General features: G+C 63.9%; 13 protein-coding genes. 1 reads left to right on the top strand and 12 read right to left on the bottom strand.

Annotated features, from left to right (window positions below; all coding sequences use genetic code 11):
- Positions 1-72: 72 nt before the first annotated feature.
- The 11 genes from ACQ4WN_RS03385 to ACQ4WN_RS03335 all read right to left on the bottom strand — a co-directional run bounded on the left by ACQ4WN_RS03385 (position 73) and on the right by ACQ4WN_RS03335 (position 20,962).
- The gene (locus ACQ4WN_RS03385; RefSeq protein WP_436550261.1) at positions 73-2,181 is read right to left on the bottom strand and encodes a sensor histidine kinase; all 2,109 of its coding nucleotides are present in this window, start codon (positions 2,179-2,181) and stop codon (positions 73-75) included.
- A gap of 306 nt (positions 2,182-2,487) precedes the next feature.
- Positions 2,488-3,900 (bottom strand): efflux transporter outer membrane subunit, encoded by a 1,413-nt coding sequence (locus ACQ4WN_RS03380; protein WP_436550260.1) that lies wholly within the window; start codon positions 3,898-3,900, stop codon positions 2,488-2,490.
- A complete protein-coding gene (locus ACQ4WN_RS03375; RefSeq protein WP_436550259.1) occupies positions 3,897-7,148 on the bottom strand; it encodes an efflux RND transporter permease subunit in 3,252 nt (1,083 codons plus the stop codon). The genes ACQ4WN_RS03380 and ACQ4WN_RS03375 overlap by 4 nt, the downstream gene beginning before the upstream one ends.
- Complete coding sequence (locus ACQ4WN_RS03370) at positions 7,145-10,270, bottom strand: efflux RND transporter permease subunit (RefSeq protein WP_436550258.1); 3,126 nt, start codon at positions 10,268-10,270, stop codon at positions 7,145-7,147. The genes ACQ4WN_RS03375 and ACQ4WN_RS03370 overlap by 4 nt, the downstream gene beginning before the upstream one ends.
- A complete protein-coding gene (locus ACQ4WN_RS03365; RefSeq protein ID WP_436550257.1) occupies positions 10,267-11,670 on the bottom strand; it encodes an efflux RND transporter periplasmic adaptor subunit in 1,404 nt (467 codons plus the stop codon). Before ACQ4WN_RS03365 ends, ACQ4WN_RS03370 begins: the two co-directional genes overlap by 4 nt.
- Before the next feature lie 428 nt (positions 11,671-12,098).
- Positions 12,099-12,638: a GNAT family N-acetyltransferase gene (locus tag ACQ4WN_RS03360; RefSeq protein WP_436550256.1), complete on the bottom strand. Its 540-nt coding sequence runs from the start codon at positions 12,636-12,638 to the stop codon at positions 12,099-12,101.
- 75 nt (positions 12,639-12,713) lie between these two features.
- The gene (gene sppA, locus ACQ4WN_RS03355) at positions 12,714-14,588 is read right to left on the bottom strand and encodes a signal peptide peptidase SppA (protein ID WP_436550255.1); all 1,875 of its coding nucleotides are present in this window, start codon (positions 14,586-14,588) and stop codon (positions 12,714-12,716) included.
- A 90-nt stretch (positions 14,589-14,678) separates the two neighbouring features.
- Positions 14,679-16,142: a sodium:solute symporter gene (locus ACQ4WN_RS03350; RefSeq protein ID WP_436550254.1), complete on the bottom strand. Its 1,464-nt coding sequence runs from the start codon at positions 16,140-16,142 to the stop codon at positions 14,679-14,681.
- 69 nt (positions 16,143-16,211) lie between these two features.
- Positions 16,212-17,429: a YeeE/YedE family protein gene (locus tag ACQ4WN_RS03345; protein ID WP_436550253.1), complete on the bottom strand. Its 1,218-nt coding sequence runs from the start codon at positions 17,427-17,429 to the stop codon at positions 16,212-16,214.
- 178 nt (positions 17,430-17,607) lie between these two features.
- Positions 17,608-19,551, bottom strand: a complete 1,944-nt coding sequence (locus ACQ4WN_RS03340) for a PhoX family protein (protein WP_436550252.1) — start codon at positions 19,549-19,551, stop codon at positions 17,608-17,610.
- Between the two features lie 199 nt (positions 19,552-19,750).
- Complete coding sequence (locus tag ACQ4WN_RS03335) at positions 19,751-20,962, bottom strand: MFS transporter (protein ID WP_436550251.1); 1,212 nt, start codon at positions 20,960-20,962, stop codon at positions 19,751-19,753.
- A 144-nt stretch (positions 20,963-21,106) separates the two neighbouring features.
- Here ACQ4WN_RS03335 and ACQ4WN_RS03330 point away from each other — a divergent pair, with 144 nt between their 5' ends.
- Positions 21,107-21,343: a DUF3820 family protein gene (locus ACQ4WN_RS03330; RefSeq protein ID WP_436550250.1), complete on the top strand. Its 237-nt coding sequence runs from the start codon at positions 21,107-21,109 to the stop codon at positions 21,341-21,343.
- Between the two features lie 20 nt (positions 21,344-21,363).
- On the opposite strand, the gene ACQ4WN_RS03325 is transcribed toward ACQ4WN_RS03330, so the two are convergent.
- Positions 21,364-21,747 carry a glutaredoxin domain-containing protein gene (locus ACQ4WN_RS03325; protein WP_436550249.1) on the bottom strand — a complete coding sequence of 128 codons (384 nt, stop codon included), beginning with the start codon at positions 21,745-21,747 and terminating at the stop codon, positions 21,364-21,366.
- Between the last annotated feature and the right edge of the window lie 50 nt (positions 21,748-21,797).

Below are 21,797 nucleotides of genomic sequence, written 5' to 3'. Positions count from 1 at the left end.
AATAGCAGGCGAAAGTATAGCCTGTCCAGGGAGCCTGAGTCGGCAAAAAATTAACCCATTGCCATTGCTGCATCAGGCGCCAGGCCGCCCCGCCCCCGGCAAGGGAATCTGCAGGAACAGGCGGCAACCGGCGCCCGACGCCGGCACGCCCACCTCGAAGTGGCCGCCCAGCGTCGTCACCCGCTCGGCAATGCCGATCAGGCCAAAGCACTGCTTTTTGCGCTGCTGCTGCGGCGTGATGCCGATGCCGTTGTCGCTGATGGCCGCATACACGGCGCAGGCATCCGAACTGAGCTCGATCTCGACCTGGCTGGCCTGGGCATGGCGCATGACGTTGCTGAGCGCTTCCTGCACGATGCGGAACAGTACGATCTCGACCTGGCTGCCGATGGCGGAAAACAGGGCCTCGTCGCGTATCAGCAGGCGGCAAGCGACGCCGCTGCGCTTGCGGAAGTCGCCCACCTGCCATTCGATGGCGGCTTGCAAGCCCAGGTCCAGCGCCATCGGGCGCAGCTCGTTCATGATGCCGCGCACGCTCTTGATGGTGGTGTCGACATTGCTGAGCACAGCGCCGACCTTGCGATGCAGGCGCGGATGGGAACTCTCGGTGCGCGCGCTAAGCATGGAAATATCGATGCGCAGCGCCAGCAGGTTTTGCCCCAGTTCATCGTGGATATCGCGCGAGATGCGCTTGCGCTCGTCTTCCTTGGCCGTTTCCATGTGCAGCGCCAGCTGGCGCAGCTGCGCGTGCGACTGGCGCAGTGCGCCATCCATCAGCTTACGTTCGGTAATGTCCGTGTGCGCCACCACCACGCGCAGCGGCCCTTCGCCCAGGAAACGGCTGACCCTGGCCTGTGACCAGCGCGGGCCTGAGCGCGTGGCAAATTCATACTCGAGCGCGAACGTGTCGGCAGTGCCGGCAATGACGGAGCGGATGCCGGCGGCCAGCTCGCGTCCGGCGCTGCGCTTCCAGCGCGGGTCCGTCTCGCAGAATTCCAGATACTGCAGCGGCCGTGGCGTGTGCCCGACGAAGGCCAGGCATGCCTGGTTGGCATGCACGAGCGTGCCGGCCTGGTCCAGCACCAGTACCCGATCCGTCAGCGAATCGATGGTGGCGTGAAAGAAGCGCTCGGCATCGCGCAAGGCTTCCTGTGCCCGCTCGCGCTGCTGCACTTCCATCTGCAGATGCTGGTTGGCGCGCAGCAATTCGGCCGTGCGGTCGATGACCCTCTGGTCCAGCTCGCGGTGCAGTTCACGCAAGTCCGCCTCGGCCAGCTTGCGCTCGGTGATATCGGAAAACACGCCGACAAAGTGGCTGATGGCGCCATCCTGGTTGCGCATGGGCGTGATCGACAACGATTCGACGAAGCGCTCGCCATTCTTGCGCCGATTCACCAGTTCACCATACCAGCTGCCATTCTGGTGCAGGCTGCGCCACATGGTGGCATAGAATGGCGGCGCGTGTGTACCTCCGCCCAGGAAGGAGGGATCGCGTCCGATGGCCTCTTCTGCCTGATAGCCAGTGATGGCGGTAAATGCCCGGTTCACGGAAATGATGCGGTTATCGCTGTCGGTCACCAGCACGCCTTCGCGGATAGTGTCGAGAATCACGAAGGCACGCCCCAAGGCCGACTCGCGCGCAGACTCGTCGCCCAGGTCCGTCACCAGCATACGCACGCTGGCGCTGTCCACATCAAAATTGGCCTCGATGCGCACGATGCCGCCGCCCAGCACATCGTCGAATAGCCGCGCTTCCAGCACTTGCCGCGTACCACTGCTACAAATGGCATCGAGGAAGCGGCGGAAGCTGGCCAGCGCCTGCGGCGCGATGAATTGCTCGAAACGTCGCCCCAGCAATTGATCCTTGTCGCGTTGCAGCAAACCGCTGGCGGCCACGTTGACGCGCGTGATAACGCCATCGCGCGCCAGTGAGAAGTAGCTGACAGGCGCCTGTTCATACAGCTGCGCATAACGGTCGCGGCTGCTTTTAAATTCATTGTTGCGTTTTTCCAGCTCCGCCAATCCGGCGTTCTGCATTTCCAGCTCGATCTGTCTCACCTGCAACTCATGCAGGTGGCGCCTCATCTCTTCGCTCGACAAAGATGCTGCCACTAGCTGCGCCTGCTCCTCAGAATCGCGCAAGTTCTTGTCAGCGGGTACGCTGTGGAACGGTTCATTCATGGCGTGCTCTCACCTGCCCCTCTGTTCGCCGCTGCACCCGCCTGTATCAGGCGCAGCTCGGCTTCCAGCAACTTGGACTCGGTGGTCGAGACCGCCAGCCGACGCGCCGATGGCCACCACCGGGAAATCGAAGGCGGCCACCTCCTGCGCTGGAGCGGTGCTGTGTTTGCTGCGTGTCATCGTCGGCAAGAATGCAGCCGCGGCACGTACGCCAGGCTGGCGGATGGATAATCTTGCATTTTAGCACCCAAGCCGCGCGTGAAAACGCGAATTTGGCCCGGGACTCTACCCGGCGCCGTCCGCCGGCTACTGCGCCTGCCAGCCGCCGCCCAGCGACTGGATCAGGGCCACGGCCGTCGTCTGGCGGTCCGCCTGCGCCTGCACCAGCGAACGGCGCGCCGACAGCGCCGTCACTTGCGCCGTCACCACGTCCGTATAGCCGACCTGGCCCGCGTTGTAGCGGTTCAGCATCTGCTGCTCCACCTGGTCGGCAGCCGATGACGCCTGCTGGCGCAAGGCCAGCTGCTCGGCCAGCGCGCGCGTGGCCGACAACTGGTCTTCCACGGCGCCAAAGGCGGCCAGTACCGTCTGGCGGTAGCGCGCCACGGCGGCCTCATGCCCCGCCTTGGCCGCATCCACGCTGGCCGTGGTGGCGCCCGCGTTGAACAAGGTTTGCGCGGCCGACACGCCCAGCGACCACAGGCTCGACGATGCATTGAACAGATCGCCCACACGGCTGGCGCCGGAACCGTAGGAACCCGTCAGGTTCAGGCTCGGATAGTAGGCCGAGCGGGCGATGCCGATCTGCTCGTTGGCCACGGCCACCCTGCGCTCGGCGGCGGCGATGTCGGGGCGGCGCTGCAGCAGGGTCGACGGCACGCCCAGTGGCACCTCGGGCACGGTCAGGGTCCACGGCGCCACGGCCAGGCTGAAGTCGGACGGCGCCTTACCCAGCAGGATGGCGATCGCGTGTTCGAGCTGCGCGCGCGCGCGCACCTGGCTGGACAGGTCGATCTGCGCATTGGCCAGCTGCGTCTGCGCCTGCAGCAGGTCGGACTTGGCGGCGATGCCGGAGTTAAAACGGTTGCTGGTGATGTCGAGCACGCGCTTGTAGCCGGCGATGGTGGCGTTCAGCAGCGTGATCTGCGCATCGCTCTGGCGCAGCGAAAAGTAATTCGTCGCCAGTTCGCCCTGCGCCGACAGGCGCGCGGCGGCCAGGTCAGCCGCACTGGCGCTGGCGCTGGCATCCGCCCCCGTCACGCCGGCGCGCAGGCGGCCCCAGATATCCGGTTCCCACGAGGCGCCGATGGCGGCCTTGAAATTATTGTTCGCCTGCTGCTCGCCCCCGCCACCGGAACGGGCGCCACTGCCCGTCAGGTTCACGCTAGGGAACAGCGAAGCGCGCTGTTCGCGCACCAGCGCGCGCGCCTGCTCGTACGAGGCGATGGCTGCCGCCACGTTCTGATTCGATACTTCAACGCTTTCAGCCAGCTGGTTCAATTGCGCGTCGCCGAACAGGGTCCACCAGGGACCCCGTTCCAGGGTATCGGCCGGCACGGCCGCTTGCCAGCCGGCCGCCTCCTTGAACGCTTGCGGCGCGGCGGCCGTGGGCACTTCATAGGTCGGACTGACGGCGCAGCCGGCCAGCAGGACAGCAGCGGCCAGTGCCAGCAAATGGCGTGCGGGTACGGCGGACGGGATAGGTTTTACTTGCTTCATGATTGTGTGCTCGGGTTATCTGGCCCAGGAATGCGGCTCAATTGCTGCTCGTCGGCACTGCGTGTGCGCAGCTTGTCGAGCAGGATGTAGACCACCGGGGTGGTCAGCAATGTGAGTAACTGGCTGGCAATCAGGCCGCCGATGATGGCGACCCCCAAGGGCTGGCGTAGCTCGGACCCTTCGCCGAAACCGATCGCCAGCGGCAAGGCGCCAAGCGCCGCCGCCAGAGTGGTCATCAGAATGGGGCGGAAACGCAGCAAACATGCCTCGCGCACCGCCTCCACCGCTGTCAGCCCGCGCGAACGCTCGGCCTCCAGCGCGAAGTCGATGATCAATATAGCATTTTTCTTCACAATACCGATCAACAGGAACACGCCGATCAGGGCGATGATGGAAAATTCCATGCGGAACAGCAGCAAGGCCAGCACGGCGCCCACCCCTGCCGACGGCAAAGTCGACAGCACGGTAATCGGATGGATCAGGCTTTCGTACAGGATGCCCAGCACGATGTAGATCACCACGATGGCCGCCAGGATCAGCAGCGGCTGCTCCTTGTTGCTGTCCTGCGCGCTCTTGGCCGAACCCTGGAAGCTGCCGCGCACATTCACCGGCATGCCGATTTCCGACTCCGCCTGGGCCACGGCAGCCTGCCCGTCGCTGAGCGGATAGCCGTCGGCCAGGTTGAACGACACGGTGGTGGCCAGTTCCCCACCCTGGTGGTTGATGGACGTGGCCGTCGCGCTTTCGGCAAAGCTGCTGAACGACGATAGCGGCACCATGCGCGCCAAGGTGGTGGACAGGGCCGAGCCGCTGGATGGGTCGCGCGCCGCCGTCGTATTCGACGCTGCAGGCACGCTGGCGCTGGCCGTGGCGGCGCTGGTGGCCGTCGTGCTGGTGGTGGCGACGGCGGCCGCATTCGACGCCGGCACATACACGGAACGCAGCGCTTCCGGGCTTTGCGCATAGCGGGGCGCCACTTCCATGATCACGTGGTACTGGTTCAGCTCATCGTAGATGGTCGCCACCTGGCGCTGGCCAAAGCTGTTGTACAGCGCATTGTCGATATCCTTGACTTGCACGCCCAGCTGCGTGGCACGGTCCTTGTCGATGGACACAAATGTTTCGACGCCGTTTTCCGCCTGGTCCGTATCGACGTCGATCAGGGCTGGCTGCAGCTTCATCTGGTCGGCCAGCTTCGCCGCCCATTTCTTCAGGTCCGCCTGGTTGTCGCTGATCAGGGTGTACTGGTAGGTGGAATTGCTGGAGCGCCCGCCCATGCGCAAATCCTGCACAGGGTTGAGGAACAGCGAAATGCCCGTCACCTTGGCCAGTTGCGGGCGCAGGCGCGCGATGACGGCCTGGCCCTTGTCCGTGCGCTGCGAGGCTGGTTTCAAATCGATGAACATGAAGCCACCCCCTGCCCGTCCGCCACCGGTGAACCCCACGACGGTGGCGACGGCCGGATCGTCCTTGATGATGTCGACCAGCTGGCGCAGCTTACCCTGCATGGCCTGGAACGAGATGCTCTGGTCGGCCCGCATGCCGCCATTGATCTGACCCGTATCCTGCTGCGGGAAGAAGCCCTTGGGCGCAGCCGCGAACAGATACACGTTCAGACCGACGACGAACACCAGGATGGTCATCACCAGCGCGGCGCTGGACAGGGCCCAGTCCAGGCAGTGCTCATACACTGTCAGCATGCGCTCGAAACCGCGTTCGAACCAGCGCGCCACTCTACCTGGCACCTTGTGCTGCTGGCCGCTTTTCAGCAGCCAGGCGCACATCATCGGCGTGGTCGTGAGCGAAATAACCAGCGAAATCATCACGGCGGCCGACAGGGTGACGGCAAACTCGCGGAACAAACGCCCCACCTGGCCGCCCATGAACAGCAGCGGGATGAAGACGGCCACCAGCGACAGGCTGATCGACAGCACCGTGAAACCCACTTCGCGCGCGCCCAGCAGGGCTGCCTTGAAGCGGTCCATGCCCGCCTCGATGTGGCGCTGCGTATTTTCCAGCACCACGATGGCATCGTCGACGACAAAGCCGGTGGCCACCGTGAGTGCCATCAGGGACAGGTTATTCAGGCTGAAACCCAGCATGTACATCACGCCGAAAGTGCCCAGCAGGGAGACGATGGTGGCCACGGCGGGGATGATGGTGGCGCGCACGCTGCGCAGGAAGGCGCTGACGACCAGCACCACCAGCACGATGGAGAGGATCAGCGTGAACTCGATCTCGTGCAGCGACGAGCGGATGGAATTGGTGCTGTCGGACGCCACTTGCAGCTTGATGTCGCCGGGCAGCTGCGCCTGCAGTTGCGGCAGCAGCGCGCGCACGCCGTCCACCGTGGCGATGACATTGGCGCCTGGCTGGCGCGTGATCAGCACGATGACGGCCGGGTCGCCGTTGAACAGGCCCAGGGTATTCGTGTTTTCCACGCCGTCGACCACTTCGGCCACGTCGTCGAGGCGGATGGCGGCACCATCGCGCCAGGCCACCACCAGGCTGCGGTAGTCGGCTGCGCTGCGCCCGCCCGAGGCCGTACTGGCGCCCGAATAAATCTGCAGGCTGCGCTCGTCGCCGGAAATCGCTCCCTTGGGCCGGTTGGCATTGGTGGCCTGGATGGCCGCGCGCACGTCTTCCATCGACACGGCATAGTGATTGAGCTGGTACGGCAGCAATTCCACGCGCACGGCCGGCAGCGAGCCGCCGCCCAGCTCCACGTCGCCCACGCCTTTGACTTGCGCCACCTTCTGCTGCACCAGGTTTGACACGGCGTCATATATCTGGCCCGGCGTGCGCGTTTTTGATGTCAGCGCCAGGATGATCACGGGCGCGTCGGACGGATTGGCCTTGCGGTAAGTGGGGTTGCTGCGCAGGGTGGCCGGCAAGTCCACGCGCGCAGCGGCAATGGCCGCCTGCACTTCGCGCGCGGCCGAATCGATCTTGCGGTTCAGGTCAAACTGCAAATTGATGCGCGCCGAGCCCGTGCCCGACGACGAGGTCATCTCGTTCACGCCCGAGATCACGCCGAGGCGCCGTTCCAGCGGCGTGGCCACCGACGTGGCCATGGTCGCGGGGCTGGCGCCGGGCAGGCTGGCGCTGACGGAAATGGTCGGATAATCGACCTGCGGCAGCGGCGAGACAGGCAGCACGAAGAACGCGCCGATGCCCGCCAGCGCGATGCCGATAGTCAGCAGCACGGTGGCGATGGGCCGCTTGACGAACGGTTCGGACAGATTCACGCGGCACTCCCCGCATTATCGGCTGGCTTGTCCAGGTTCACTCCAGCTGTCTTCGGCTTGCCCGTAAAGCGCTGACCCAGGCGGTCGAAGCCCAGGTAGATGACGGGCGTGGTAAACAGTGTCAGCACCTGGCTGACAATCAGGCCGCCAAAGATGGCCAGGCCCAGCGGACGGCGCAACTCGGCGCCCTCGCCCCAGCCCAGCATCAGCGGCACGGCCGCGAACAGGGCCGCCAACGTGGTCATCAGGATCGGGCGGAAACGCAGCAGCGCCGCCTGGTGGATGGCTTCCTGCGCACTCTTGCCCTCGTCGCGTTCGGCCTCGATGGCGAAGTCGATCATCATGATGGCGTTCTTCTTGACGATGCCGATCAGGAGGATGATGCCGATGATGCCGATCACGCCCAGGTCCTGCCCGGAAATCATCAGCGCCAGCAAAGCGCCCACGCCGGCCGACGGCAAGGTCGACAAAATCGTCAGCGGGTGGATATAGCTTTCATACAACACGCCCAGCACGATGTAGACGCAAACGACGGCGGCCAGGATCAGCCACAGCTGGTTCGACAGCGAGTTTTCATACGCACCGGCTGCGCCCAGGAAGGTCAGGGTGACCGATGGCGGCAAGGCGATATCCTTTGCCGCCTGACGGATGGCGTCGACGGCGCTGCCCAGCGCCACGCCTTGCGTGGTATCGAAGCCCAGTGTCGTGGCCGGGTATTGCGCCACGTGCGTGATCTGCAGCGGCGCCTGTTTTTCGCTGACGCTGGCAAAGGCAGACAGCGGCGTCGACTTGCCGGAACCCGTGCGTACCTGCAGTTCCGACAGGTCGGCCGGCGTGGTGATAATGCCGGGCTGCGCTTCGAGAATCACACGGTACTGGTTGGTTTCCGTGAAAATCGTCGAGATGATGCGCTGGCCGAAGGCGTTGTACAGCGCGTCGTCGACGGTAGCCGTGGTGACGGACATGCGCGCGGCGCTGTCGCGGTCGATGGCCACCACGACGGCGGCGCCCGTGGCACCCGCGTCTGTGACCACATTGCGCAACTGCGATTTTTCACGCATGCGGGCCGCCAGCTTGCCGGCCCATTCGGTGACGGTGGCCGTGTCGGCCCCTTCGAGCGAGACGCGGTATTGCGTCGGCCCCGATTCCGCATCGATGGTCAAATCTTGCGTCGGCTGCAGATACAGGGTCACGCCGGCCACCTTGGCGACGCGGTTGCGCAGGCGCTCCATGATGTCGTCCTGCTTGCCGCTGCGCGAGCGCTTCAGGTTGATCAGCATGCTCCCCGTGTGCAGCATCGTATTGTTGGCGGCATCGACGCCCACCAGGGAACTCAGGGTATCGACATCGGGGTCCTCCAGCAGCGCGCTGGCGGCGGCCTGCTGCAAGGTGGCCATGCGTTCGTACGACACGGCTTGCGAGGTTTCGATGCGCGCCTGCAGCTGCCCTGTGTCCTGCGTGGGGAACAGGCCTTTCGGAATCGTGATGTACAAAATCACCGTCAGCAGCAAGGTGGCCAGGGCCACCAGCAGGGTCAGGCCCTGGCGTTTCAGCACCCACACCAGCGCATGGTCGTACTGATGGATGACCTTGTCGAGGAAAGCCTGGATGCGCTGGCCCGTGGCGCTGACTTTTTCATCGGCGTGGCTTTTCAACCAGCGCGCCGACATCATCGGCACCAGGGTCAGCGAGACGACGGCGGAAATCAGGATCGTGATGGCCAGGGTCATGGCAAATTCGCGGAACAATCGGCCCACCACGTCGCCCATGAACAACAGTGGAATGAGCACGGCGATCAGGGAAACCGTCAGCGAGATAATGGTAAAGCCGATCTGCGACGCGCCCTTAAGGGCGGCGGCCATCGGCGTTTCACCCTCTTCAATGTAGCGCGCGATGTTTTCGATCATGACGATGGCGTCATCGACGACAAAGCCGGTGGCAATCGTCAGCGCCATCAGGGACAGGTTGTTCAGGCTGTAGCCGAGCAAGTACATGACGCCGCAGGCGCCGATCAGCGAGATCGGCACGGACAGGCTGGCGATCACGGTGGCGCGCATGCTGTGCAGGAAGGCGAAGATCACCAGCACCACCAGCAGCACGGACAATAACAGTTCCATTTCCACGTGCTCGACGGAAGCGCGAATGCCCGTCGTGCGGTCGCTGAGCACGTCGAGCTTCATGGCCGCCGGCAGGCTGGCCTGCAGGTCGGGCAGCAGTGCCTTGATGGCGTCGACCGTCTTGATGACGTTGGCGCCGGGCTGGCGCTGCACGTTCAGGATGATGGCCGGCTGCTTGCCCGACCAGGCGCCCAGGCGCGTGTTTTCTGCGCTGTCGACGACATTGGCCACATCGAGCAGGCGCACGGGCGCGCCATTTTTATAGGTGATGATCAGGCGCTTGTAGTCTTCCGCCGTCACCAGCTGATCGTTGGCGTTGATGGTAAACGAGCGCGTGGGGCCATCGAAACTGCCCTTGGCACTGTTGACGTTGGCCGCCGCGATGGCCGTGCGCAGGCTGTCGAGACCCAGGCCGTACGAGGCCAGTAATTTGGTGTCACCCTGGATGCGCACGGCGGGACGCTGTCCGCCCGACAGCGACACCAGGCCCACGCCATTGACCTGGCTGATCTTCAGCGCCAAACGCGTGTTGACGATGTTTTGCACCTGCGTCAGCGGCATCGTGTCGGAGGTAATCGCCAGTGTCAGCACGGGCGCGTCGGCCGGGTTGATCTTGGCGTACACGGGCGGTGCCGGCAAGTCGGTGGGCAGCAGCGAGCCGCCCGCATTGATGGCCGCCTGCACTTCCTGCTCGGCCACGTCCAGGGTCTGGCCCAGGGTGAACTGCAGGGTGATGAGGGAGACGCCGGCCGCGCTGGTAGAACTCATGCGCTGCAAGCCCGACATTTGCCCGAACTGGCGCTCCAGCGGCGCCGTCACCGTCTGCCCCATGACTTCGGGACTGGCACCCGGATACAGCGTCTGCACCTGGATGGTGGGGAAGTCCACCTGCGGCAAGGCGGCCAGCGGCAGAAACTTGAAGCCAACCAGCCCCGCCAGCACGATGGCCAGCATCAGCAGCGCCGTAGCGACGGGGCGCTTGATGAAGGGAGTCGATGGACTCATTGCGCTGCGCCCTTCGCCGGCGCGGTGGCTGGCACTGCGGCTGGCGCACTTGCCGGCGCGGATGCGGAAGCCGCTGCCGCTGCCGATGCACTGGCCGCGCCGTCAGCCTGCTGGCGGCGGTGGCGGCGTTCGCCGTTCGCGCCAGTGGCACCGCCCGCGCCGGCACCGCGCGCGCCGGCCGGCTTGTCGCCAGCCAGGGTGACTTTCGCGCCTTCCTTCAGGCGGTCGGCGCCTTCCGTGATGACTTGCTCTCCCGCTTCCAGGCCGGCGCGGATTTCCACCATATCGGTGGTGGCCTGACCGCGCGTGACCATGCGCACGGTGACGGTTTTATCCGCTTTCAGCACATACACGAAGTCGCCATTATTGCTGTGACGCAGGGCCGTGACGGGTACCAGCACGGCGCCCGTGATATTGCCCAACTCCAGGCGCACGTTGACGAACTGGCTGGGGAACAGGGCCATCTTGTCATTCGCGTAGCGGGCCTTGGCGCGCACGGTGCCCGTCTGCACATCGACCTGGTTATCGAGCGCGCTCAGGCTGCCCTTGTCCAGGGTATGCGTGCGCGTGCGGTCCAGCGCCAGCGCCGCCAGGGCCGTGCCGGCATTCAGGCGCTCCTGGATGGTCTGCACTTTATCCTGTGGTACGGAAAACTGCACGTCGATGGGCGACAGCTGCGTCACCACCACCACGCCGCCCGCGTCGCTGGTGCTCACCAGGTTGCCGATATCGACCACCTTCAGACCCGCGCGGCCGCTGATCGGCGACACCACTTTTGTATAACCGAGGTTCAGTCTGGCCGTGCCTTCTGCGGCGCGGTCCGTCATCACCGTGCCTTCCAGCTGCTTGACCAGGGCGGCCTGCGTATCGACGTCCTGGCGCGCGATCGAGTCCTGGCCCAGCAGGGTTTGATAGCGCTTCAGTGTCAGGCGCGCGTTTTCCAGCTGCGCTTCATCGCGCTGGCGCTGGCCCGTGGCCTGCATCAGCGCCATCTCGAACTGGGCAGGATCGATCTGCGCCACCACCTGGCCCGCCTTGACCATGCCGCCTTCCTTGAATTTCAATTCCTTCAAAATGCCCGACACTTGTGGGCGCACGGTCACGGTGGACGCCGCCGTCACGGTACCCAGCGCGTCGAGCACCACGGGCAGGTCCGATTTCACGGCCGTGGCCACGCCCACGGTGGTCGAGGGCGCGCCACGGCGCCCGCCGGGGCCACCAGGACCACCTGGCCCGCCGGGTCCACCCATGCCGGGGCCGCCCTGGGCGCTAGTGCCGGAGTGGGTCAGGTACCAGGCACCACCGCCCAGCGCGGCCATGACGGCCAGCGCGATGACACTGCCGACGATTTTCGAGCGGCGGCTGCGCCGCGGGGTGTTGGGTGTTGTCTGCGAATCCATCGCTTATCCTTGTATAGGCCGCTGGCACGGCGAGTCTGTGGCGCCGGCCGAGGTGGGACACACTCAGGCCGGACGACCGTTTTTCGGGGTTGATTCCTTACAAAGCCGGGGGAGTCAAGAGCTGAAAATCAGCTAAAAAAAACATCGCTCCCTAGCTTGAAACGACTCTAGCATAGTCATGTTTCTGTTTCATTTCTACTTGAAACAATTACATACAGCCGGGCAGGCATGGGAGGATCTGTCGGGCCGGCAGGCATACCGTCCCTTTAGGGAATAGTGGAAAAATCAGGCTTGCGGGGCGTCTCGCCCCGGCGCCAGCGGCGCACGGGCGACTCGCATGCAGATACAAACTCGCTACAAATCTCCCGCCATCGGCCTTGACGCGGCGCCATGCGGCTGCTCAGGCGGAGGAAACTCTTTACCTCGATTTACAAGGCCATGCCGAGGATGACATCCTGGTAGTCGGCGCGGCCCACGCGGAAAGTGCGCAGCCCCACTTGCGTAAAGCCGCAGCGCGCATAGAACGCCAGCGCGTCGTGGTTTTCCGCGTACACGCCCAGCAGAACGCGCCCTGCGCCGCTGGCGCGCGCCTGCTCCACGGCCGCCTGCATCAGGCGCTGCCCCACGCGCTGGCCCTGGAAGCGGTGCAGCAGGTAGATGCGCTTGATTTCCAGATCATTCGGTCGCGGATCGGCCACCGGCAGGCTGGCGGGACTGAGCACCAGATAGCCCACGGGCGCGCCGCCGGGCATGGCTTCGGCCAGCCACAAACGCATGGCAGGCAGCGCCAGCCAGTCGCGGTAAAGCTGCGCGTCGTGCTGGCGCTGGCAATGGGCGATGACGTCGGCGCCATCGAGGATGCCGGCAAACGCTTCCAGGAAGGTGGCCTGCCCCACCAGCGCCAGCGCCTGTTCATCGCCCTTTGCGCAAGGGCGTATGGTGAGCGCCGTGTCAGTGTGCGTACTCATGTCGGTTGCCATGCCTTGCTCCTCATATGAAACAAGCCGGACGAAGCCGGCTTGGATATGCTGTTGATGTGGCTGTTACTTGCCGCCCAAAGGCACCTCGCACAGGCAATGCGTGAGCGCCATGAACGGTTTGTGCTCGCGCGTGATGCCCGACAGCCAGGAGAGGTCCTGCGCCATGCCCAGCGCCGCGTCGGCCGGCAAGCCCGTGCTGGCCAGGCCCAGCTTCACGTGCTCGCTCAAGCCCAGCGAGACCATGGCCTTCGAGCCGAACATGCCGATCAAACGGTCCACGTTCGACGTTTCCTGCTCCAGGTAAGTCACGCGGTAGTCGCTGCCCAGCTTGGCGCGTTTGGCCGCCGAGGCCAGCGCATCGCCATAGCTGCCGATACGGTCGACCAGGTTGCGCTCTTTCGCCTGCAAGCCTGTCCAGACGCGGCCCTGCGCCACGTCATTGATTTTTTCCGGCGTCGTCTTGCGCGCCTTCGCGGCCAGGTTCAGGAAGTCGCCATACACGTGGTTGATCGAGCCCTGGATCACTTGTGCAAAACGGGGGTCGAGCGGACGCAATGGATTGCCTGCGTCGGCCAGCCAGGTGGTCGGCGAACCTGCCGTGTGGATGCCCAGCTTTTCCACTACCTTGTCGGCCGTCGGCAGAATCGCGAACACGCCGATGGAGCCGGTAATGGTGGCCGCGTCGGCGATCACTTCATCGGACGAGGTGCTGATCCAGTAACCGCCCGAAGCGGCCACGTTGCCCATCGAGACGACCACCGGCTTGCCGGCGGCGCGCGTCAGTTCCAGTTCGCGGCGGATCAATTCCGAGCCGAAGGCGCTGCCGCCCGGCGAATCGACGCGCAGCACGATGGCCTTGATCGATTTGTCTTCGCGTGCCTGGCGGATCAAACGCGAGGTGGACAGGCCGCCGATGGCGCCCGGTGGCGCGATGCCGTCGCCGATTTCACCGGAGGCGATGACCACGCCGACGGCGTCGCCGACGTGCACGGGGCGCAAACGCGCCAGGTAATCCGTGTAATTAATCTGGCGGAAGTTCGTGCCTTCCGTATTCTTCGCGCCGCGCGCCATCATGAACTGGCGCAGTTCATCGCGCGTTTTCAAGCCGTCGACCAGCTTGGCGTCCAGCGACAGCTTGCCCAGGTCGCCGCCGGCCGCCGTCATCAAGGCAGGCAGGTTGTCGATCGATTGCATGATGGCGCCGGCCGGCAGCTTGCGCGCCTTTTCCACGTCCGTCGTGTAGGTGGTCCACAAGCCATTGTTCAGGTAGCGGTCCGCTTCGGCCGCCGCTTCGGACGGGCCGTTGGCGATGAAAGGCTCGGCCGCGCTTTTATACGTGCCCACTTTCAGCAGGTTGACCGTCACGCCCACTTTGTCGAGCGCGTCGCGGTAGTAATTGCGGTAGCGGCCGAAGCCTTCCAGCATGACGCCGCCCATCGGATGCAAGTACACCTCATCGGCCTTGGCCGCCACCAGGTACTGGCGCTGGTTGTAGCTCGAACCCCAGGCCGTGACTTTCTTGCCGGTGGCGCGGAAGCGTTCCACGCCGGCCGCCACTTCGCGCAGCGACGCCAGGCCGCCGCCCTGCAATTCGTCGAGCAGGATCACCATGGAACCGATGTTCTTGTCCTTGGCCGCCGTGTCGAGCACCGCCAGCACGTCGCGCAACTGCACGCTTTTCTTGACTTCGCCGCTGACATTGGCCAGCACCGCCTCACGCACGCCGCCCGGGGTTTCCTCGACCAGCGGGCCTTGCAAGTCCAGCACCAGCGTGGTCTTTTCCGCCAGGGGCTTGGCGCCGCCGCCAAAGATGGCGATCAGGATGGCGATGACGATCAGCAGGAAAATCAGATTGATGACCGCGCGGCGGGTGGCGTCCAGCGCGCGCCAGAATGCGCCAAAGCCGCGGCGCAGCGGCGGGAAGGGGTTGAGTGACATTGATGCTCCGTGGGTTTATGTACCTAAAGGAAATCAATATAGCTGAAAATGGCCGCAGTCGTCTTGGGATTCGTCTTATTTTGACAAGTATTACGCGCTCTTGCCGCCCTGCCCCGCCGGCGTGGAAATGAGGAAGAGGCCGCCCAGCACCAGGGCGCCATTCAGGATCAGCAATTCCAGGCCGATGCGGTAATGCTCGAACAGCCGCGCCTGCTCCCCTTCGATCAGCGCGCACAGCAATGGTCCGGCGATGGCCACCAACGGTACCCAACGGTCGCGCACGCCGCGCCGGCTCAGGAGGCCGAAGGCGAACAGGCCCAGCAGCGGCCCATAGGTATAGCTGGCCAGCTTCAGGATCACGCCTATCATGCTGGGACTATCGATCCACTTGAAGGCCATGATCAGGATCAAAAACAGTGCGGCAAACCCCAGGTGCACCTTGCGGCGCCAGCGCATCTGCGCCGCGGCACTCAAATCCTGCCTGCGCTGCAGACCCAGGATGTCGATGCAAAAGGTGGACGTCAGGGCAGTGAGCGCCCCGTCCACGCTGGGAAACAGGGCGGAAATGAGAGCGATGAAGAAAATCAGCTGCACCACGGCGGGGAAGTGCCCGAGCACCACGGCAGGGAACAGTTTATCGCCCGTGGCCGTCACGCCGGCCAGCGGCGCATACAGGTGCAGCAAGCCGCCGAGGAAGAGGAACAGCAGCAGCACGCCCGTCAGCACGACGGTCAGGCTGAGCATATTCTTTTGCGAGTCGCGCAAGGTCCGCACGGAAATGTTCTTTTGCATCATTTCCTGGTCCATGCCGGTCATGGCGATGGTGATGAACATGCCGGCCACAACATGCTTCCACACATAGGCGGGGCTGTCCGGGTCGACATTGAACATGCGCGTAAGTCCCTGCGCGCGCATGCGTTCGAGACTGTCGATGAGGGACAGGTCCATCTCGCGCAGCAAAAACACGCTGCAAATCACCAGCCCCGCCAGCATGCACGCCGTTTGCAGGGTATCGGTCCAGACGATGGTTTTCACGCCGCCTTCATACGTGTAGAGCAGGATCAGCAGCAGCACGACACCGGCCGTCAGCCAGAACGGCACGCCGAAGCTGTCGAGAATGGTCGCCTGTAGGATATTGACCACCAGATACAGCCGCGCCGTGGCGCCCAGCAGGCGCGACAGGATGAAAAACGCCGCCCCGCTCTGGTAGGAACGCCGTCCCAGGCGCAGCTCCAGGTAGCGGTAAATGGAGGTCAGCTGCAGCCGGTAGTACAGCGGTAGCAGTATAAACGTGATGGCAAGGTAGCCCAGCACATAGCCTATCATCAGCTGGACGTAGCCGAAACCGTTGCTGCCCACGGCGCCAGGCACGCTGATGAAAGTGACGCCCGTGAGCGTGGTGCCCACCATGCCGAAGGCCACCAGCATCCAGTTGCTATCCTTGTTGCCGATGAAAAAACTGTCGTTGGTGGCGTGACGCGAGGTGCGCCACGCCACGCCCAGCAGGATCAGGAAATAGGCAAGGACGACGGCAAACAGGATGAGGGGGGACATGGGCGTTGCGCTGGCGGCAAAGTGGAACAGGGGCAGAAATATACAGCAAAGCCCCTATTTACGCCGGCCTCAGCAGCCGGTCGGTTTCACGCGCTCCACTTCCAGGCCGAACCACGGACGCAAGCGCGTGCCGACGACGTTGCCGACGAAAGCACAGACCAGCCACAGCCAGCCGTGCAGGCTGCCCGAGACGATGCCGCTGAAATACGCGCCGATATTGCAGCCGTAGGCCAGGCGCGCGCCGTAGCCGAGCAGCAAGCCGCCCACGATGGCGGCGATGATCGAGCGCCGCGGGATGCGCCACACGGGCGCATAGCGGCCGGCCAGCGCCGCCGCCAGCATGGCGCCCAGCACGATGCCGATGTCCATCACGGACGTCTTGTCTTGCGTCAGCGGCGCAGCCAGGGCAGCCGCGTTGGCCTTGGTCGACCAGTAAGCCCAGCTGGCCGTGTCGATGCCGACCACGGACGCCGCTTTCGCGCCCCACAGGGCAAACGCGGACGTCACGCCCCAGGGCTTGCCCGACAGCGCCAGGGTGGCGAAGTTCAGCACGACGAGGGCAACGGCGCCCGCCACCAGCGGCCAGGGACCGTGCAGCCAGGGCGACGCCTGCGCCGGGCGCAGCGGTGTCGCGACGAGCTTGCCGTGACGGCGCTTTTCAACGAGCACCGTGATGCCGGCGATCAGCGCAAAGACGATCCAGTTTAGCGCCAGCGCGGGTACCAGGCCCAGGGTCGTGACGAGGGAAATGGGCTTGAGTTGCGGCAACGCGGTCCAGAATGGCATATGCGCCGTGCCGATCACGGAGCCGACGATGAAGGCGGCCAGCGTAATGAGCATGCGCGTGCTGCCCCCACCGACTGTATATAAGGTGCCGGAAGCGCAGCCGCCGCCCAGCTGCATGCCGATACCGAAGATGAAGGCGCCAAAGATGACCGAGGTGCCGGCGGGGGAAACCAGGCCCGCGACGGGCGTGCCGAACAGGGTGCCGGCCGACAGCGCGGGGAAAAACAGCGCCACGCCGACGGCCAGCATCAGCATTTGCGCGCGCAAGCCGTCGCCGCGGCCATCTGCAATGAAGACGCGCCAGGCCGACGTAAAGCCGAAGGCCGCGTGATACAGCGTAATGCCGAGCAAGGCGCCCACCACATACAGCGCGGCCTGGTTGATGCCCACGGTGTGCGCCAGATACCACGCACCCAGCAGGATGAGCACAAGCGCAACGCCCAGCGGTTTCGGATTGATATCGGTGCGCAGGCGTAGCGATGAAGCTGCAGTATCGGACATGGTAGGGAACGCTAAAGGAAGGGAAGCGCCATTTTCCCCCGTTTTGCTGTTTTCTGCCAGAAAGTTACTTTGCCTTCAAGCCCAGGCCATGCAGCAATGTCCCCAGCCGCGCGCGCAGGGCAAGGAAGGCCAGCGCCTCCCTGCCCTGCATGCCCGCAGCCATATCAGCTGATGCGCATCATTTCGACAGTTTCACCTGCGTCAGTTCCGCCGTCAGATAGCCGACAGCGCCACTGGCCTTGCTGTTGTAGTTGGTGTTGATGATGATGTTGATCTGATCCTTCAGCGCCGATGGCAGCCCGGGGAAGCGGTTCCACTCGTCACCCGGATGCTGGAAGTTGCTCATCACATAGGTCCAGCCATTGATCTCATCGACCGCATGCAGGCCGGTCGATTCCGCGCCGGCCGGGCAGGACAGCAAACGTTCCAGCTTCTTGGTATCGACGTTATACGCCCACAGGAAGTTGTTCAGGTGGTTGCCGCTGTCCTCGCCGATGAACAGGGTGCGCAGTTTTTCCGAGAACTTCAAGTTGTCGGGACTGGCGATCTTGGCCGGGTTGGCGGTATTGCCCAGGCCATCGGCCGCGATGTCTTCACCTGCGATCAGCAGGGTCGATTCGCTCGGCACCCATTCGCTGTCGATCGCCGCGCCGGTGTCATCCTTTTGTCCGCCTGCCAGCTTGTGCGACACAACGCCACCCGCCACCAGTTTCTTGAACTTGACGTTGTTGCCGGCCACGTAGCCCGCACCGCCTTCGACCATCGAGTCCTGGATGTTGGCATACGCCGAGTAGGCAATCTTGTCTTTGGCGTTGACCGTCGTGCCTTCGTTCTTGGTAAAGGCCATGCTGCCACCCTTGAGGGCGGCGTACCGGTGGGTTTCCAGGAAAGCGGCGGCTTTTTCCTGGCCGGCCTTGACTCTGACCCAGGCAGTTTTCTTGTTCAGGACGATCTTCGTGTAGCTGGCATCGGACGGATCGACCAAGGTCGAATCCATGATGTCGGTGGCCTTGATGCCGCCGTCGACCAGCGCCTTGATCTCGGCGTGCGTCGCATGGCCCAGCTTGACCCATTGCAGCTTGCCGGTGGTGGTCTCGGTCAGCTGGGTGGTGTATTTGGCGACATACAGGGTGCCGCCTGCCGCCAGGTCGGCGACCTTGTCGGCCACAAACATGAACAGCCCGCCATTCGTATAGTCATCGCCGCCCAGGATGGTGCGCTGGTCCGGCATCACCTGCACCAGTTCGCGCGAGTAGCGGCCCAGGCAGTAGTGCTTCTTGATGCTGCCGGTGCCGTCCGGGTTCACCGACACTTCCGGCAGGTGGCCGTAGTCATATGGATTGGCGGTAGTCGTATCGCCGAAGACGTTCTTGCTGAATTCCTTGAGCACGGCCAAGGTCTGGCCGCCCAGGCCCTGGTCGAAGGCATCGGGCTCATACTCTTCGCTCGACAGATGGGTGTTCCATGGCGACAGGCTCGCGCCGCAGGTAATCCACAGGCCTTTGACGGACGAGGTATCGACATTGTGGTATTTCACCAGCGACAGCTTGCCGGTGGTCTGGTCCTGGTCCAGGGTCAGCACGGCGATCGGCGACGGCAGCGTGCCGTAGGTGGACGCGCCGGCCTGGTTGAACGAATTATATTCAAACTGCACCACGGCAAACACAGGCTTGCCCTTGACGCCGGTCACGGCGGCGTTGGCCACCGTCAGCATCGAACTGCCGTCTGGCGAGTCCGAGAAGAACTGGCGCTCCTTGCCCGGCACCGAACTGTCGATGATAGGCTGGTTTCTGATGTCGAGGTAGCCGCCCGCAATCACGGTACCGCCCTTGCCATCCGGCACCCGGTCGCCGGTCAGGAAGAAAGGCTGGTACGCCAGGTTGTAGCTGTTGCTGCTGCCATCGCTGAAATTGACCTTGAGCTTGGAGCCGACGGTGGTGGTGGCCAGCGCGGCAGGCGCGCTGGCCAGTGGTGCCGCCATGCCGGTGAATTCTGCCGTGGTAAACGTCGCGGCCGGGGTGTCTGTGCCTGGCGTGGTCACCGGCGGCACGTCGTTATTCGAACTGCCGCCACAACCGGACAGAAAAGCGCTGACACCGGTCAAGCCAGCCAAAGGGAGCATGGGTGCACCGGCAAACAGTTGCAACAGGCGGCGACGTGAGGACTCAGGGGCGTAATTCGACATTTTTTTCTTCCGTTATAAATAAATATCGTGGGACAGACCAGCGTGCATACGAGGCAGGAGCATAAACGACAAATATGTCAGCTTGATTACCAGGCAAACTGAAACGTGAAGCAAGGGCAAGCGGTCACTCGGGGGCTCAATGGCCTGTCGCATGCATCGATTTTTCGCCAGCAACCCGCACGGGAATCGGGTTCAATCGGTCGAGGCGGCCGCTCAGGACCGTCAAGCCGAACGCGCCCAGCACGACGATGGCGCCGATCCAGCCCGTGTGCACGAGACCCAGGTGTTCCACGATCAGGCCGCCGCCCCAGGCGCCGCCGGCGATGCCCAGGTTGAAGGCGGCGATATTCAGGCCCGAGGCCACGTCGACGGCGCGCGGCGTGAAGTGTTCCGCTTGCTGCACCACATACACTTGCAATCCGGCCACGTTGCCGAAGGCGACGGCGCCCCACAGCAGCACGGTGATGATGACGAGCACCGGATGCGGCGCCGTGAAGGTCAAGACCAGCAAGACGGCCGCCAGCAGCAAGAAGATCAGTTTCAGGGCGCTGACGGGGCCTTTCTTGTCAGCCAGCTTGCCGCCCCAGATATTGCCGAACGCCACGGACACGCCATACACGAGCATCACCGCGCCCACGGCACCGGCGCTGAAACCCGCCACTTGCTGCAAAATCGGCGCAAGATAGGTGAAGGCGATGAAGGAGCCGCCATAGCCGACGGCCGTCATGGCGTACACCAGCAGCAGGCGCGGCTGGGCCAGCACCTGTACTTGCTCCAACAAGGAGGCCGGCTTGCTGTGGGCAATATTCGATGGCACGTACAGCAGGCTGCCGACAAACGCCACTAGTCCCAGCGCCGAGACGGCGAGGAAAGTTTCGCGCCAGCCGAAATGCTGGCCGATGAAGGTGCCCAGCGGCACACCCGTCACCAGGGCCACGGTCAAGCCCGTAAACATGATGGCAATCGCGCTGGCCGCCTTGTCTTTCGGCACCAGCGAGGTGGCGATGGTCGAGCCGATGGAAAAGAACACGCCGTGCGCCAGCCCCGTCAGGATGCGGGCGATGACCAGGGTTTCATAGCCGGGCGACTTCCAGGCCAGCAAATTACCCAGGGTGAACAAGACCATCAAGGACAGCAGCAGGGTCTTGCGCGGGATCTTGCCCGTCAGGGCCGTCAGCACGGGCGCGCCCACGGCGACGCCCAGCGCATACAGGCTGACCAGCAGCCCAGCCGATGGCAGGTTGACGCCCAGGTCGGCGGCGATGGTGGGCAACAGCCCCACGATGACAAACTCGGTGGTTCCGATGGCAAATGCGCTGAGGGTCAGCGCGAGCAAGGCTATGGGCATGACAAACTCCGATAAAAGATGTAGTCATGCAGTATCGGGGTTTTCTTTATGGCGAAAAATACCTGCTCAGGCAGAAGATAATTGCGCTGAAATCAACAATATGCGGATCTGCTACACTGGCCGGATCAAAACCGGAGCTGTCGCATGAATTCAGAAAAACTGGCGCTGCTGGTCACGCGCGAAATGCCATATGGGAAATATCAGGGACGGCTGCTGGCCGACTTGCCGGGACACTACCTGGGCTGGTTCGCGCGCGAGGGCTTCCCCTCGGGCGAACTGGGCAGTTTAATTGCGCTGATGTACGAGCTCGACCACAACGATTTGCGCGGCTTGCTCGAGCCCTTGCGCACGCGCAAGTCGCCATGGCGGCCGGGCGAGTAAGGACAGTCGTAAGGCGGGTCTTAAAACTGGCGCACCTTCTTCGCCAGCATGGCGCTGAACTCGCCATTTTCCACCAGTTGTTGCAGCTCGCTGGCGCCGCCGATGAGCACGCCGTTCACAAAGACCATGGGGAAAGTTGGCCAGCCCGTCCACATTTTCAAGGCATTGCGACGGTGCCACTGGTTCAGATAACTGCCGTATTGCAGGTACTGGTAGGGCGTGCCCAGCACGTCCAGGATCTTGCGCGCCTTGCGCGGAAACGGATTGAGCGCCATGCCGACGACGACCACCTGGTGCGCGGCGATGGCAGCCTGCACCTCGCGCACAATGTCCGTATGTTTGCTGCCGATCAAAGGGCGGGCGGCGGGATGGATCTGGGCTTCGTCAAGGATGGCGCGGGTCATGAAAGTCCTGTGGTCAGTGGCACGTGGCGTGCGGATCACGCATTGTGCCA

Source organism: Janthinobacterium pasteuri (genome assembly GCF_051380775.1).
Classification (GTDB): Bacteria; Pseudomonadota; Gammaproteobacteria; order Burkholderiales; family Burkholderiaceae_D; genus Janthinobacterium.
Note: the sequence above shows the minus strand (reverse complement) of the source record. Positions and strands in the feature narration are given on the sequence as shown.